The following is a 15,774-nucleotide window of genomic DNA, read 5'->3' as shown; positions in this document are numbered from 1 at the left end:
GTGTCACCGCCGGTCCTGAAAACATCGGGACCGGGCTGTGATCGTGAACACCGTGCTGTGCGGCACCGTAGTGCTGGATACTGCGGGCAGCCGCCCCCGGTGACCGGTGCCGGACGCGGTGAGCTGGAGGGGACGGTTCGCGTGAGCGAGATACCAGCGAGGGCCACGGGGTCCGAGGACCCGTCGGACGGTCGGACGGGCGGGGTCGAGGACGGCGCCGCCGACGCGATATGGCAGAGCAGTCCGCCCGGCTCCATCTACGACTACATCAAGGTGGCCTCGTTCTCGATCGGTCCGGACGGACTGGTCGACCAGTGGAGTCTGCGGGCCGAGCAACTCTTCGGCGTACCGGCTGACCAGGCGATCGGTCTCGATCCCATCGCGGCGTTCGTCGCTCCGGAGATGCGCGAACACGGTCACCGGAAGATGGCCGAGATACTCGACGGCCGGGAGTGGACCGGAATTGTCTCCTTCACGCTGCCGGAGTCCGCGCGCGGCGTGGTGCCGGGGGACATGAAGGAAGGGCTCGCCGAGGTCTATGTGATGCCGACGCGGACCGAGGAGGGCGAGCGGGCGGCCCTGTGCATCGTCGTCGACGTCCATATCCTCCGCCGGATAGAGACGGATCTTGCCGCCTCGCAGGCCATTTTCGGCCAATGTCCTTTCGGATTCCTTCTGCTCGACACCGATCTGAAGGTCCGTCGGGTCAACCAGCGCTTCGCCTCGCTCTTCGGCGGCGCACCCGACGACCACCGGGGCCGCACCGTCCACGACTATCTGACCAGCCCCGAGGCCGAGCGTGTCGTCGCCACCTTGCGCCGGGTGCTGGAAACCGGTGAGTCGGTCACTGAAATGCTGATCACCGGCTCGTTGCCCGGATCGGACGAGCGACGCAACTGGTCGATCAATCTCTATCGCGTACACAGCGGCTCCGGTCGTCCCATCGGGATCGCCTGGCTGGGAACCGACATCACCCAGCGCCGCGCCGCCGCCCGTGAGGCCGCTAACGCCCGGCGCAACCTGGCCCTTCTGAACGAGGCCGGCGCCCGCATCGGCAACTCCCTCGACCTGGAGACCACCGCCCGAGAACTCCTCGACGTCTCCGTCCCCGGCTTCTGCGACCTCGCCGCCGTCGACCTCTACCAGGGGCTCCTGGCGGGCGACGAGACCCCGCCCGGACTGGCCGACGGCAGCGCGGAGTTGCGGCGGGTGGCCTTCGCCAGCGCCGTCTCCGACTCCCCGTCGCTCGGCGGTCCCACGCACGTGTCCGTGGGCGCCGTCCACCACTACCCGTTCAACTCGCCCTGCGCCGACGCCCTGCGCACCGCGCGCCCGCAGCAGATACCCGAGGAGGGCGGGCTCATCCAGTCCACCCTCGCCGTGCCGATGGTCGCGCACGACACCGTCGTCGGACTGGTGCAGTTCTCCCGGACCAAGGGCAGCGAGCCGTTCAGCGAACGCGACCGGGCGCTCGCGGTGGAACTGGCGGCGCGCGCCGCGGTCTGCATCGACAACGCACGGCTCTACCGGCGCGAACACGAGCGCGCGCTGATCCTCCAGCGCTCCCTCCTCCCACCGGGCGACCCCGAGGCCGCCGGTCTCGACATCGCCTGCCGCTATCTGCCCGGGAACGCGGCGACGGAGGTCGGCGGCGACTGGTTCGACGTGATCGAACTCCCCGGCCACCGCACGGCCCTGGTCGTCGGCGACGTGATGGGCCGCGGCCTGCGCGCGGCGGTGGCGATGGGTGAACTCCGCACGGCCGTGAGGACGCTGGCCCTGCTCGACCTGGAACCCGCCGAGGTGCTCTCGGCACTGGACGAGATCGCCCGCGGCCTCGGCACCCCCGGCGGAGTGCAGCAGGCCACCCGTGCCGCCCGGCAGCCGCGGGACGCCGACCTCTCCGAGGTGTACCTCGCGACCTGTGTGTACGCGGTCTACGACTCCGTCACCCGGCGGTGCACCTTCGCCAACGCGGGGCATCTGCCGCCCGTGCTCGTGGAGCCGGGCGAGAGCGCGCTCATGCTCGACGTGCCGCCCGGCATGCCGCTCGGTGTCGGCGGTGAGCCCTTCGAGGAGGTGGAAGTCGAGCTTCCGGAGGGTGCGCTTTTGGCGCTCTACACGGATGGACTGGTCGAATCGCGCGACCATCCTCTGGACGAGGGCCTGCAGGCTTTCGTCGGCGCGCTCACCGATCCCTCCCGTCCCCTCGAGGACGTCTGCGACCACGTGCTCAACACCCTCGACACCCACCACGGCGAGGACGACATCGCTCTGCTGATGGCACGTGTCCAAGGGCTGCCCGCCGAGTCCGTCGGCGACTGGACCCTGCCGCGCGAACCGCGCAGCGTGGGCCGGGCGCGCGAGTACGCGAGGGCACAACTGGTCAGCTGGGACCTCGAAGCGCTCGTCGACACCGCGGAACTCCTCGTCAGCGAGCTCGTCACCAACGCCCTCCGCTACGGCGAGGGGGAGATCAGGCTGCGGCTGCTGCTGGACCGCACCATGGTGTGCGAGGTCTGGGACGCCGGGCTGGTCCAGCCGCGCAGGCGCCGGGCCCGCGACACCGACGAGGGCGGCCGCGGGCTCCAACTGGTCGGCCTGCTGAGCGCGGCCTGGGGCTCACGGCGCACACCACGCGGCAAGACGGTCTGGTTCGAACTCCCGCTCCCCGGCGGCGAACACGGCCTCACGGACCCGGCAGAGGCGTTGCTGAGCCTCTTCTAGGGTGCCTCGGGACCACGACGTGTCCGCGAGTCGCTTCCCTTCCCGGACACGCCGTCGTCGGGAACCAGGGCGGCCGTGCCCGAGGTTTCCCGTGCCTGCGCTTCCCCGAAGCCGCTCGGCCGAGGGGGCAAGGCGGGGCAAGGCGGGGAACTGCAGTCGCTGCGGCGCGCCCTCGGCGCCCGAGCCGAGGGCGCCCATGACCCGTGCGCGGCGGCCGTGGCCGCCGGCGGGGCCACCTTCATCGTGGGCATGCTGACCGGGCAGGCCGGCGCCGGCCTGCCCGGTCAGCAGTCGGCGGCACTCTCGCCGGCGGACCGCTACGAAGAACGCCTGCGGATCTTCGAGCCCAGCCACACCAGCGGGTCGTACTTGCGGTCGACCGCCCTCTCCTTCAGGGGGATCAGGGCGTTGTCCGTGATCTTGATGCCTTCGGGGCAGACCTCCGTACAGCACTTGGTGATGTTGCAGTAGCCGAGGCCGTGCTCGTCCTGAGCCGTGCGTTTGCGGTCCAGGCCGGTTTCCTGGGCCGCGTCGAGGGGGTGCATGTCCAGCTCCGCGACCCGCATCAGGAAGCGCGGTCCCGCGAACGCCGTCTTGTTCTCCTCGTGGTCACGGACCACATGGCAGGTGTCCTGGCACAGGAAGCACTCGATGCACTTGCGGAACTCCTGCGAGCGGTCCACGTCCTCCTGCATCATCCGGTACTCGCCGGGACCGAGGTCCGCGGGCGGTACGAAGGACGGGACCTCCCGGGCCTTGGTGTAGTTGAAGCCGACGTCCGTGACCAGGTCGCGGACCACCGGGAAGGCCCGCAGCGGAGTGACCGTGATCGTCTCCGCCCGGTCGAACACCGACATCCGGGTCATGCACATCAGCCGCGGCCGACCGTTGATCTCCGCCGAGCACGAACCGCACTTGCCCGCCTTGCAGTTCCAGCGCACCGCCAGGTCGGGAGCCTGGGTGGCCTGCAGCCGGTGGATGATGTCCAGCACCACCTCGCCGTCGTTGACCTCGACCTTGAAGTCCTCCAGGCCGCCCCCCTGCACATCGCCCCGCCACACCTTGAAGCGGGCCTCATAGCTGCTCACGGGAACCTTCTCCTTCCCGCTCCGTCTCCGGCTCGACGACCTCCTCCTCGGAGAGGTACTTCACCAGTTCCTCCTTCTCGAAGAGAGCGAGCAGGTCGTCCCTGATGGGCTCGGTGGTCTCCCGCACCAGCTCGATCTGGCCGCTCACGGGATCCGACGCCGCGAGTTCGCCGCTGGGGTCGGCGAGCCGGCACAGCAGGTTCAGGCGCCGCCACTCCCGGTCCATTGCGGGGTAGTCCTCGCGGGTGTGCCCGCCGCGCGACTCGGTGCGCTCCAGGGCTGCCCGCGCGATGCACTCGCTGACCAGCAGCATGTTGCGCAGGTCGAGTGCCAGGTGCCAGCCCGGGTTGAACTGCCGGTGGCCCTCGACGCCGGCCCACCGGGCCCGTACCCGGAGATCGGCCAGCTTGCCCAGGGCCTGTTTCATCTCGGCCTTCCGCCGGATGATCCCGACCAGGTCGTGCATCGTCTGCTGGAGCTCCTGGTGCAGGGTGTACGGGTTCTCCGGTGGGTAGTCGTCGGGGGGCACCTCCGCGGAGAACGGCCGCAGTGCCTCCGCCGCCGCCAGATCCACCTGCGCGTCGTCCACGGGCGGCCGTGCGCCCAGGTCGGCCGCATAGCGGGCCGCGTGCAGTCCGGCCCGCCGACCGAAGACCAGCAGGTCGGACAGGGAGTTGCCGCCGAGCCGGTTGGAGCCGTGCATACCGCCCGCCACCTCACCAGCCGCGAACAGCCCCGGCACCCCACGGGCCGCCGCGGTGTCCGACTCGACGGCGATCCCGCCCATCACGTAGTGACAGGTAGGCCCGACCTCCATCGCCTCGGCGGTGATGTCGACGTCCGCCAGCTCCTTGAACTGGTGGTACATCGACGGCAGCCGGCGCCGGATGACCTCCGCCGGCATCCGTGTGGACACGTCCAGGAAGACACCGCCGTGCGGGGAACCGCGGCCCGCCTTCACCTCGGCGTTGATCGCCCGCGCCACCTCGTCGCGCGGCAGCAGTTCGGGCGGTCGCCGGTTGTTGTCCGGGTCCTCGTACCAGCGGTCGCCCTCCTCCTCGGACTCCGCGTACTTCTCCTTGAAGACGTCCGGGATGTAGTCGAACATGAACCGCTTGCCCTCGGAGTTCCTGAGCACCCCGCCGTCACCGCGTACGGACTCGGTGACGAGGATGCCCTTCACCGACGGCGGCCAGACCATGCCCGTCGGGTGGAACTGCACGAACTCCATGTTCAGCAGGGGTGCCCCGGCGAGCAGCGCCAGCGCGTGCCCGTCACCGGTGTACTCCCACGAGTTGGACGTCACCTTGAAGGACTTGCCGATCCCGCCGGTGGCGATCACCACGGCGGGGGCCTCCAGGACGAAGAAACGCCCGGACTCGCGCTCGTAGCCGAACACCCCGGAGACCCGCTGCCCGTCCTTGAGGACCCGGGTGACGGTGCACTCCTGGAACACCTTCAGCCGGGACTCGTAGTCACCGGTCTCCCGGTGGTCCTCCTGCTGCAGCGAGACGATCTTCTGCTGCAGCGTGCGGATCAGCTCCAGGCCGGTGCGGTCGCCGACGTGCGCGAGCCGCGGGTACTCATGGCCGCCGAAGTTGCGCTGGGAGATCCGGCCGTCCTTCGTACGGTCGAACAGGGCGCCCCAGGTCTCCAGCTCCCACACCCGGTCCGGGGCCTCCTGCGCGTGCAGTTCGGCCATGCGCCACTGGTTCAGGAACTTCCCGCCGCGCATGGTGTCGCGGAAGTGGACCTGCCAGTTGTCGCCCGCGTTGACGTTGCCCATCGCCGCGGCGATGCCGCCCTCGGCCATCACCGTGTGGGCCTTGCCGAACAGCGACTTGCAGATCACGGCGGTGCGCGCGCCGCTCTCGCGTGCCTCGATGGCGGCCCGGAGACCGGCGCCGCCCGCGCCGACCACGACGACGTCCCACTCCTGTCGGTCGACTACGGACATCAGAAGAACCTCGGATCGTCGAAGGCACCGGACGCGACCAGGTACACGTAGAAGTCGGCGAGCGCGACGCTCACCAGGGACGCCCAGGCCAGCAGCATGTGGCGGGCGTTCAGCTTCCCGACGAACTGCCACATCCGGTAGCGCACGGGGTGCTTGGAGAAGTGTTTGAGCTTGCCGCCGACGATGTGCCGGCACGAGTGGCACGACAGGGTGTACGCCCAGATCAGCAGGATGTTGACCAGGAACACCAAGGTGCCCAGGCCCATGTGGCCCCACTGGTAGCTCTCGTCGCGGAAGGCGAGCACGGTGTCGTACGTCAGGATTCCGGCGACGAGCAGCGCGGCGTAGAAGAAGTAGCGGTGGATGTTCTGCAGGACCAGCGGGAAGCGGGTCTCACCGGTGTACTTCTTGTGCGGCTCGGCGACCGCGCAGGCCGGGGGCGAGGCCCAGAAGCCGCGGTAGTACGCCTTGCGGTAGTAGTAACAGGTCAGACGGAAGCCCAGTGGGAAGATCAGGATGATGATGGCGGGAGAGATGCCCCACCAGCTCCCGAAGAGATCCCAGTTCGGGCCCGCGCGCATCTCGGCGCAGTTCTCGGCCAGACACGGCGAGTAGAACGGCGAGACATACGGGGCCGCGTAATAGTCCGCGTTCGCGAACGCCCGCCACGTCGAATAGACGACGAAGGCCAGCAGCCCGGCGGCGGTGGCGGCCGGGGCCAGCCACCAGCGGTCGGTTCGCAGATGCGGCGCGGTGATCGCGGCACGCGTACCACCGCGTACGCCGCCGCTGTTCAGATGTGGCTCGGTATCGGTGGCCAATCTGCTTGACCTCCCCTTTTTTCAGGGCTCGGTTCGCCTCAGGGGCGCCTGTTGTCGGTGTCGAGCTGCCGATCGTGCTCGCCCCTCCGTCTTCGGGGTTCCGCGCTCCCCCAAGCTCTCGACTTCTCTCGAGCAGGGAGATGTCCCGCGGCCCCTCGTCACCGACGCGCCCCCTCTGCTCACTCGCCGGTGGTCGTCGTTGCTCAGGGTGCGTGGCGGTCGCTGGCGCCCAGCCCCTCGTCGTCGGAGTCACGCCACAGCGATTGGTCGTAGGGGTCGTCGGGGATGGTCACAAGGTCGGGGCGTTTGGGCACGGTGTGCCCCTGCGCCGCCTCGCGCAGCAGTGCGACGCTCTCGCGCAGATGGTTGGCGTCGTGGCGCACCCTGCGCATCTCCAGACTCCCGCCCACCTGCTGTTCCAGCCGTGCCACGGAACGGAACAGATCCTCGAGGCAGCGCTGGACCGATGTCAGGTCTTCGCTAACGGACATGAGACTTGCCCTCGCTTCCGGGGGCCCGGCGGCCCCAGTGGCAACGTTCATGCACGTGAGAGTGTCGCGCGTCACATCCGCACTTGTGAAGGCGCGTGCACCGATTCCCGGATCTCACCCCTACGCACGCCCCCGAAGTGGGGTCTGTGCGCCCTTGCGCGCGCCCCATCCGCCCCTTCCGTTCCAGCGGGCGAAAACCCTTGCTCCGGTCGGGTGGGGTTCGGTTCCGCCCCGCCGTGTCGTCACGGCCGCCCTCGAACGCTGGTGCCCCATTGATGTGATCAACATCAGACATCCAAATCGCACCAGACGTGATCATTCCGGCCGGAACCAGCAACCGCGGCCGGGCGAGCCCGGAGGTACCCGTTGATGACCCACGACGGCGTCAGACTGCGCGCCGCCCTGCGCTCCGTCGCCCTCCTCGCGACCGCCGCGCTCGCGATGCCCACCCTCACCGCGTGCAGCGGGGACGAGGAGGCGGGCAGGCCCGCGGCCCCCCAGGACATCGCCCCCGCCGCCCGCGACCGCATCGCCGAGGGCGGCACCCTGCACTGGGCCGTGGACGCCGTCCCGGAGACCCTCAACGTCTTCCAGGCCGACGCCGACGACGCCACCTCGCGCATCGCCGGCGCCGTACTCCCCGCCATGTTCCGGCTCGACGAGAACGGCCGCCCCGAGCGCAATCCCGACTACCTGGAGTCCGCCGAGGTCATCGAGCGCGAGCCGCGCCAGGTGGTGCTCTACAAGCTCAACCAGGAAGCCGTCTGGAGCGACGGCCGCGACATCGGCGCCGCCGACTTCGTCGCCCAGTGGCGCGCCCTGTCCGGCCGGGACACCGCGTACTGGACCGCCCGCAACGCCGGCTACGACCGCATCCAGAAGATCGAGCGCGGCGCCGGCGACCTGGAGGTCCGGGTCACCTTCGACAAGCCCTACGCGGACTGGCGCTCCCTGTTCTCTCCGCTGTACCCGAAGGACGTCATGGGCAGCCCGGACGCCTTCAACGACGACGTCCGCCGCAAGCTGGCGGTCACCGCCGGCCCGTTCACGATCCGCAAGATCGACCGCGCCGCCGGCGACGTCACCCTCGCCCGCAACAACCGCTGGTGGGGCCGTCCCGCCAAGCTCGACGAACTCGTCCTGCGGGCCGTCCCGCGCGGACAGCGCCCCGCCGCCCTCGCCGCCGGCCGGGTCGACCTCGCCGAGCTCGACCCGGAACAGGCGGGCACCCGTGAACTGCGCGGATTCGACGTGCGCAAGTCCCTCGAACCCGCCTACACCCAGCTCGCCCTGAACGGATCCGAGGGCCCGCTCGCCGACGAACGCGTCCGCCGCGCCGTCGCCCGCGCCCTGAACCGCGACGAACTGGCCCGGATCGTCCTGAAACCGCTGGGACTGCCCGCGGCGCCGGTCGGCAGCCACCTCGCCCTCGCCGGGCAGCCGGTGTACGCCGACAACAGCGCGGCCCTCGGCGGCCAGGACACCGACGCGGCGCGGGCACTGCTCGCCGACGCCGGGTGGGTGCCCGGCGGGGCGGTCGACAAGCAGGAGCCGGAGCAGAAGGAGAAGAAGGCGGCAGGAGCCGAGGGACCCGAGGAGGGCGAGGGCCGGACGGCGTCCCCGGACGACGGTACGTACCTCGTCGGCGAAGACGACAAGCCCGGCGAGGCACCCCACGAGCAGTACCCCGGCAGGGCCCCCGAGCCGGGCGCCCCCTCGGCCCGGCCCGACTCCGACGGCGACCAGCCCGACTCCACCGGCGACCAGCCCGGCTCCCCGGGCGACCAGGACGAACGGAACCAGGCCAGGCAGCACGACGCCTGGCAGGACCCCCGCCGGGGCGGCGCCCCCGGCGCGTACGCACCCAAGGGCACGGCGGCCCCCGGCCCCGGCGGCCTCGCCAAGGACGGCAAGCCGCTCAGCCTCCGGTTCGTGCTGCCGTCCGGCCCGGGCACGGAGTCACTGCGCGCGGTCGGCACCCGGATCGTCACGATGCTGGAACGCGTGGGCATCCGCACCGAGGTGACGAAGGTCTCCGACGCGAGCTACTTCAAGGACCACATCGCCTCCGGCCAGTTCGACCTGGCGCTGTACTCCTGGCCCGCCTCCGCCTTCCCGGCCACCGACGCCCGCCCGATCTACGCCAAGCCGGTGCCCGGCGCCGACGGGGCGCTCTCCGTCGAGCAGAACTACAGCCGGGTCGGCACCGACCGCATCGACCAGCTCTTCGAACAGGCCATCGCCGAACTGGACGAAGGCGAGTCCCGCACCCTGATGCGCAAGGCCGACGCCCACATCTGGGCCTCGGCCGGCTCGATCCCCCTCTACCAGCGCCCCCAACTGACCGCCACCCGCACCGACCTGGCGAACGCCGGCTCGTTCGGCTTCCAGACACCGGTCTACGAGGACATGGGCTTCCTGAGGAAGGGCGTGAAGTCATCCGCCGGGACTTCCAAGGCCGTAGGGACTTCCGGATGAGGCCGGGGACTCGTCGGTGAGGGGCGCGGCCTGTCGGTGAGGGCCGGAGACTGTGGGTGACGGCGGAGCTTGTCGGTGAGGTCCGGAGCTTGTCGGTGAGGTCCGGAGCCTGTGGGTGAGGTCCGGAGCCTGTGGGTGATGGCCGGAGCATGTGGCTGAGGTCCGGGGCTCTGCGAGGCTTCGGCCCTCGGCCATGCCTTCCCGGTGGGCACCGTCCGGCTTCGGCCCTCGACCGGGCCTTCCCGGAGGGCACCGTACGATGGGGTGAGGCCGTGGCGTGTCAAGCCCGGCAGTGTCCCGCGCAACACAGTCCGGCGCGGTGACCGTCCGCTCACTCCGGGAGTACGCCGCACTATGGCCGTGTCCGTCCAGCGTCACGACATCCGCAACGTCGCCATCGTCGCCCACGTAGACCATGGCAAGACCACTCTGGTCGACGCCATGCTCAAGCAGGCCGGTGCCTTCGCCGCCCACCAGCTCGAGTCCGTCGACGACCGGGTCATGGACTCGAACGACCTGGAGCGTGAGAAGGGCATCACGATCCTCGCCAAGAACACGGCGGTGAAGTACCACCCCAAGGACGGCGGCGACCCGATCACGATCAACATCATCGACACCCCCGGCCACGCCGACTTCGGCGGCGAGGTCGAGCGCGGCCTGTCGATGGTCGACGCGGTGGTGCTGCTGGTGGACGCCTCCGAGGGCCCGCTCCCGCAGACCCGGTTCGTACTGCGCAAGGCCCTGCAGGCCCGCCTCCCGGTGATCCTGTGCATCAACAAGACCGACCGCCCGGACGCCCGGATCGACGACGTCGTCAACGAGACGTACGACCTGTTCCTGGACCTGGACGCCGACGAGGACCAGATCGAGTTCCCGATCGTGTACGCCTGCGCCCGTGACGGCGTCGCGTCCCTGACCAAGCCGGACGACGGCACGGTCCCCTCCGACAGCACCAGCCTGGAGCCGTTCTTCAACACGCTCCTCGAGCACGTACCGGCGCCGTCCTACGACGAGAGCGCCCCGCTCCAGGCCCATGTCACCAACCTGGACGCCGACAACTTCCTCGGCCGTATCGCGCTGCTGCGGGTCGAGCAGGGCGAGCTCCGGAAGGGCCAGACCGTCGCCTGGATCAAGCGCGACGGGTCGGTCAGCAACGTGCGCATCAGTGAACTGATGATGACCGAGGCGCTGACCAGGAAGCCCGCCGAGAAGGCCGGCCCCGGTGACATCTGCGCCGTCGCGGGCATCCCGGACATCATGATCGGCGAGACCCTCGCGGACACCGAGAACCCGATCGCGCTGCCGCTGATCACGGTGGACGAGCCCGCGATCTCGATGACGATCGGCACGAACACCTCGCCGCTGGTCGGCCGCGGCGGCACCGGCAAGGGCGCCGACGCGAAGGCCGCCGTCAAGGACCGCAAGGTCACCGCCCGCCAGGTCAAGGACCGTCTGGACCGCGAGCTCATCGGTAACGTCTCGCTGCGCGTGCTGGACACCGAGCGTCCGGACGCCTGGGAGGTGCAGGGCCGTGGCGAGCTGGCCCTCGCCATCCTCGTGGAGACCATGCGCCGCGAGGGCTACGAGCTGACCGTCGGCAAGCCGCAGGTGGTCACCAAGGAGATCGACGGCAAGGTCCACGAGCCGGTCGAGCGCATGACGATCGACGTCCCCGAGGAGCACATGGGCGCGGTCACCCAGCTGATGGGCGTCCGCAAGGGGCGGATGGACAACATGTCCAACCACGGCTCGGGCTGGGTCCGCATGGAGTTCGTGGTGCCCTCCCGCGGTCTCATCGGCTTCCGCACGGAGTTCCTGACCCAGACCCGCGGCACGGGCATCGGCCACTCCATCCACGAGGGCTTCGAGCCGTGGTTCGGCCCGCTGCAGACCCGCAACAACGGCTCCCTGGTCGCCGACCGCTCCGGTGCCGTCACCGCCTTCGCGATGACCAACCTCCAGGAGCGCGGTGTGCTCTTCGTGGAGCCCGGCACCGAGGTCTACGAGGGCATGATCGTCGGTGAGAACTCCCGCTCCGACGACATGGACGTGAACATCACCAAGGAGAAGAAGCTCACCAACATGCGGTCGTCCACGGCCGATGTGGCCGAGTCGATCGTCCCGCCGCGCAGGCTGTCGCTCGAGCAGTCCCTGGAGTTCTGCCGCGACGACGAGTGCGTCGAGGTGACCCCGGAGGCCGTGCGCATCCGGAAGGTCAACCTGGACGCGCGCGAGCGCGCCCGCGCCGCCTCACGCGCCAAGCACGCCTGACCCGTCGTCGGGCGTGAGCAAGAACACGCCTGACAAACGTTCACCGGCGATTCGGACACACGTCACTTGGGCCCGGACAGCCCCCAAGCAGGGGGCTGTCCGGGCCTTTTGCAAGTTGTTTTTCGAGCCTCGGTGTCCGAATTACGGAGAGGGGCGCCCGATACCCATGTAACACGCCCGTTTCGCGGCCTTCTTGTGTCGAACTGTTTGTCCATATTTTGGAAGATCTATGCGTCATCTGTGATGGAACCGAGACCTGCAGGCGGTTGGTCGTCGCTCTGCTCATGGCAGATAGTTAGCCGCGTAGCGCTCGGGTCAATGGGTCTCGCACTGTGGGGGCAGTGCCGAGGGCTCACGAGCACCGCGGGGCGTCTGATCTCCCGTCAGCAGCGACGGAGAGCGGTCCGCGCCCCATCTTGTTGGTGAACACGTGAAGTCATGAGGAGGAGCCCCATGAGCGGTGTGGCGAGCACCAAGTGGGACATGTCGTCCGTCGTCCGTGATGATGCCGGTCTGTACGGAGACCAGCTCTGAGCGACTGGCCGGCCGGTCAGCACTGCCTGCGGGCTACGCGCGTCCGGCTGCGGGTTTCCTGAACTCCTCAGGACGCCCGGGCGTTTCTTCATGATCAGGTCGACGATCGAGTGCATCTGTGCCATGTCGTCGGCCCGCACACCCCACACCTGTGAAATGGGCAAACTGTGACAAGTCCGATCGACATTGAGAGCGGCGGGACATCGGTCGTCGTGGACGGCGAGCAAGAGCCGAAGGCGAAGGTCGAGGAGGCCAAGAAGCTGGAAGGCCGCTCTCCCGGCCAGTTGATGTGGATCCGCTTCAAGCGCGACCGCACCGGCGTCATCTCGGCCTACGTCGTGATCTTCTTCTTCCTCATCGGACTGCTCGCCCCGCTGATCTCCATGCTGTACGGCAAGGACCCGTACACCGTCTTCGCGGACGAGCGCCCCGAGTTGTTCGACAGCGCGGGTGTGCCGGTGCAGCCCAACGGCGGTATCAGCGGCGAGTTCTGGTTCGGTCTCGAGCCCGGCAACGGCTACGACGTCTTCACCAAGCTGCTGTACGGCATCCGGAACTCCCTGATGATCTCCCTGGCGGTCACCGTCGCCACCGTCCTGACCGGCATCATCCTTGGTGTCGCGGCCGGTTACCTCGGCGGCAGGACCGACTACTGGGTCAGCCGCGTGATCGACTTTCTGCTCGCCTTCCCCTCGCAGCTGTTCTTCATCGCGAGCATGCCGGTCGTTGTCTCACTGTTCGTCAGCCCGAAGGACGAGACGCCGGTTTACGTGCGGGTGGTCGCGCTCATCGCCGTCCAGTGGTTCCTCGGCTGGATGAGCCTCGCCCGGATCCTGCGCGGCACCACACTCGCCCTGCGAGAACGGGAGTTCATCGAGGCGGCCAAGGTGAGCGGCGCCCCGCCCGGGCGGATCATCCGCAAGGAGATCCTGCCGAACGTGGTCACCCCGCTGCTGGTGCAGTCCACGTACATGCTGCCGAACTTCGTGACCGCCGAGGCCGGACTGTCCTTCCTCGGCGTGGGAATCGTCGAACCGACGCCGGACTGGGGCCAGATGTTCTCCAAGGCGTCGACCGAACTCGTGATGCAGAACGACATCACCTACATGTTCTTCCCGGGCATCTCGATGATCATCTTCATCGTGGCGTTCAACCTGCTCGGGGACTCGGTCCGTGACGCCTTCGACCCCAAGACGGCGCGCTGACCGGCTAGTTGCGGGCGTCCTCGCCCGAAAGACCGGATGACACACCGGACAACACTTCATTGACACTGGTGAAACACAGATGGGTGGGGAACTGAGTGATGGGTAAGGGTGGACGCCGCGCGTACGCCGGACTCTCACTGCTCGCGGCGGGAGCTCTTGTGCTCACCGGCTGCAGCGAGGGTGGCAGCAAGGAAGGCGGCAACAAGGAGGACAAGGAGAACGCCGAGCGCCAGCAGTCGTCCATCGCATTCGGCGACGCCAAGGCCTCGACCGGTCCGGCGGCCGAAGTCTCCGGCGCCAAGCCCGGCGGCACGGTGACGGTCCTTCAGCGCGACAGCTTCGCGCACCTCGACCCGGGCCAGATCTACGTCTCGGACGAGATGAGCCTGTCCCAGCTGATCCACCGGGGTCTGACCGGCTACAAGGCCACCAGCGACGACGGCAAGAAGCACGAGGTCGTCGGCGACCTGGCCACCGACAGTGGCACCACCACGGACGGCGGCAAGACCTGGAAGTACACCCTGAAGGACGGGATCAAGTGGGCCGACGGCTCCCCGATCACCTCCGCGGACGTACGCCACACCTTTGAGCGGACGTTCGCGCCGTTCGTCGCCAACGGCCCGACCTACATCCAGCAGTGGCTCGCGGACAAGCCGGGCACGGAGTACCGCAACCTCCTCAAGGACGGCCCGTACAAGGGCAAGAGCCTGCCGGACAGCATCCTGGAGACGCCGGACGACAAAACGATCGTCTTCCACTTCAAGAAGCCGAAGCCGGACCTGCCGTACGCCCTCGCCATGGCGGGCTACTCCATGGTCTCGAAGAAGAAGGACACCAAGGAGAAGTACGACAAGGCCCCCATGACGGCGGGCCCGTACAAGATCCAGGAGTTCAAGTCCGGCAAGTCGATGGTCCTGGTGAAGAACACCAACTGGGACGCCAAGACGGACCCGATCCGCCACCAGTACATCGACCAGTTCAACTTCCAGTTCAACAAGCAGTTCGAGGACTCCACCAAGGCGATCCTCGACGACAGCGGTGCCAACGCGACCGCCGTCAGCTTCAGCAACGAGGTCGACGCGGGCAACCTGTCCAAGATCCTGAGCGACTCGGCGATGAAGTCCCGAACCATCTCGGGCTACCAGCCGTACGTGGGCCAGATGAACATCAACCTGTCCCAGCCCGAGATGCAGGACAAGACGGTCCGTGAGGCCATCGCCTACGCCCTGCCGATCACGCCGTTCGTGCGTGCCTCCGGTGGCACCCAGGCGAGGGAGGTCGCGGGCGGTCTGATCAGCCCGACCGTCTCCGGGTACAACCCCGAGTTCGACCCGTTCGGCAAGAAGAAGAAGCCCGCCGGTGACCCGGCCAAGGGCAAGGAACTGCTGGAGAAGGCCGGCAAGGTGGGCCTGAAGCTGACCTTCGGCTACATCAACACCCCTGAGGGCCAGCAGTACTCCACCGCCATGGCGGCGGGCCTGGAGAAGGCCGGCTTCGACGTCCAGCGCCAGGAGATCCCGGCCGAGACGTACTACGACCAGGTCAGCAAGGTCAAGAACAACTTCGACATCTTCCACACCGCGTGGGGTGCCGACTGGCCGAGCGCCTCGACCGTGATCCCGCCGCTGTACGACGGTCGCCAGATCGCCGACGGCGCGTCGAACTACTCGCACATCAACGACCAGAAGGTCAACGCCGACATCGACGCGGCCAGCGAGATCACCGACCCCGCCAAGGCGGCGGAGGCCTGGAACAAGATCAACGAGTACATCGTCAAGGACGTCGTCTCCAACATCCCGACGGCGTACTACAAGCAGACCCAGATCGCCGGGTCCAAGATCGGCGGCCTCGTGTACGACGACGTCATCGGTGGCGTCGACCCGCGCAGGCTGTTCGTGAAGTAACTCCCCACCTGAGCGGCGTCCGGTGCGCCCCGTCCCACGACGGGGCGCACCCGGGGGCGTCGTTTGGAGCGTCCCGGGTCCGCGACGCTCTCCCAGCCTGGCGGCTGGGAGGTGCACCAGGTACGGCCTCTCCCACGCTCGGCTTCGCTCGCACGGAGGGGCCCCCACCGCCGCGTTGTGGCATGACCCGGGTACGCCCAGTACGCGGGTCGTGCTCCGCCTTGCGATGCACGGCTCCCCCTGGTTCTCGGCTCCTCCCCACTCTCGGCTCCGCTCGAGCGGGGGCGGGGACTCCATG

Annotated in this window: 9 protein-coding genes; 5 read left to right on the top strand and 4 right to left on the bottom strand. The window is 68.8% G+C overall.

Annotated elements, in window-relative coordinates:
* The first annotated feature begins 141 nt into the window (after positions 1 to 141).
* Complete coding sequence (locus tag EF387_RS29245) at positions 142 to 2,727, top strand: SpoIIE family protein phosphatase (protein ID WP_128379623.1); 2,586 nt, start codon at positions 142 to 144, stop codon at positions 2,725 to 2,727.
* A gap of 317 nt (positions 2,728 to 3,044) precedes the next feature.
* Here EF387_RS29245 and EF387_RS29240 read toward each other — a convergent pair whose 3' ends face one another.
* The 4 genes from EF387_RS29240 to EF387_RS29225 form a co-directional block, all read right to left on the bottom strand.
* A complete protein-coding gene (locus tag EF387_RS29240; RefSeq protein WP_128379622.1) occupies positions 3,045 to 3,815 on the bottom strand; it encodes a succinate dehydrogenase/fumarate reductase iron-sulfur subunit in 771 nt (256 codons plus the stop codon).
* Positions 3,802 to 5,772 carry a fumarate reductase/succinate dehydrogenase flavoprotein subunit gene (locus EF387_RS29235; RefSeq protein ID WP_128379621.1) on the bottom strand — a complete coding sequence of 657 codons (1,971 nt, stop codon included), beginning with the start codon at positions 5,770 to 5,772 and terminating at the stop codon, positions 3,802 to 3,804. Before EF387_RS29235 ends, EF387_RS29240 begins: the two co-directional genes overlap by 14 nt.
* Positions 5,772 to 6,593, bottom strand: a complete 822-nt coding sequence (locus EF387_RS29230; protein WP_128379620.1) for a hypothetical protein — start codon at positions 6,591 to 6,593, stop codon at positions 5,772 to 5,774. The genes EF387_RS29235 and EF387_RS29230 overlap by 1 nt, the downstream gene beginning before the upstream one ends.
* Before the next feature lie 203 nt (positions 6,594 to 6,796).
* Entirely contained in the window at positions 6,797 to 7,084 is a 288-nt protein-coding gene (locus EF387_RS29225) for a hypothetical protein (protein WP_128379619.1), read from the bottom strand.
* Positions 7,085 to 7,453: 369 nt separating this feature from the next.
* Here EF387_RS29225 and EF387_RS29220 point away from each other — a divergent pair, with 369 nt between their 5' ends.
* The 4 genes from EF387_RS29220 (at position 7,454) to EF387_RS29205 (ending at position 15,476) form a co-directional block, all read left to right on the top strand.
* On the top strand, positions 7,454 to 9,562 hold the full coding sequence (locus tag EF387_RS29220; protein WP_128379618.1) for an ABC transporter family substrate-binding protein: 2,109 nt from the start codon (positions 7,454 to 7,456) through the stop codon (positions 9,560 to 9,562).
* Between the two features lie 354 nt (positions 9,563 to 9,916).
* Entirely contained in the window at positions 9,917 to 11,833 is a 1,917-nt protein-coding gene (gene typA / locus EF387_RS29215) for a translational GTPase TypA (protein ID WP_128379617.1), read from the top strand.
* Positions 11,834 to 12,534: 701 nt separating this feature from the next.
* Complete coding sequence (locus tag EF387_RS29210) at positions 12,535 to 13,572, top strand: ABC transporter permease (protein WP_128379616.1); 1,038 nt, start codon at positions 12,535 to 12,537, stop codon at positions 13,570 to 13,572.
* 98 nt (positions 13,573 to 13,670) lie between these two features.
* Entirely contained in the window at positions 13,671 to 15,476 is a 1,806-nt protein-coding gene (locus EF387_RS29205; RefSeq protein WP_128379615.1) for an ABC transporter substrate-binding protein, read from the top strand.
* Positions 15,477 to 15,774 lie beyond the last annotated feature (298 nt).

Source organism: Streptomyces cavernae, assembly GCF_004023625.1.
Lineage (GTDB): Bacteria > Actinomycetota > Actinomycetes > Streptomycetales > Streptomycetaceae > Streptomyces > Streptomyces cavernae.
The sequence above is the reverse complement of the archived record's forward strand: the minus strand, read 5'-3'. Positions and strand labels throughout refer to the sequence as shown.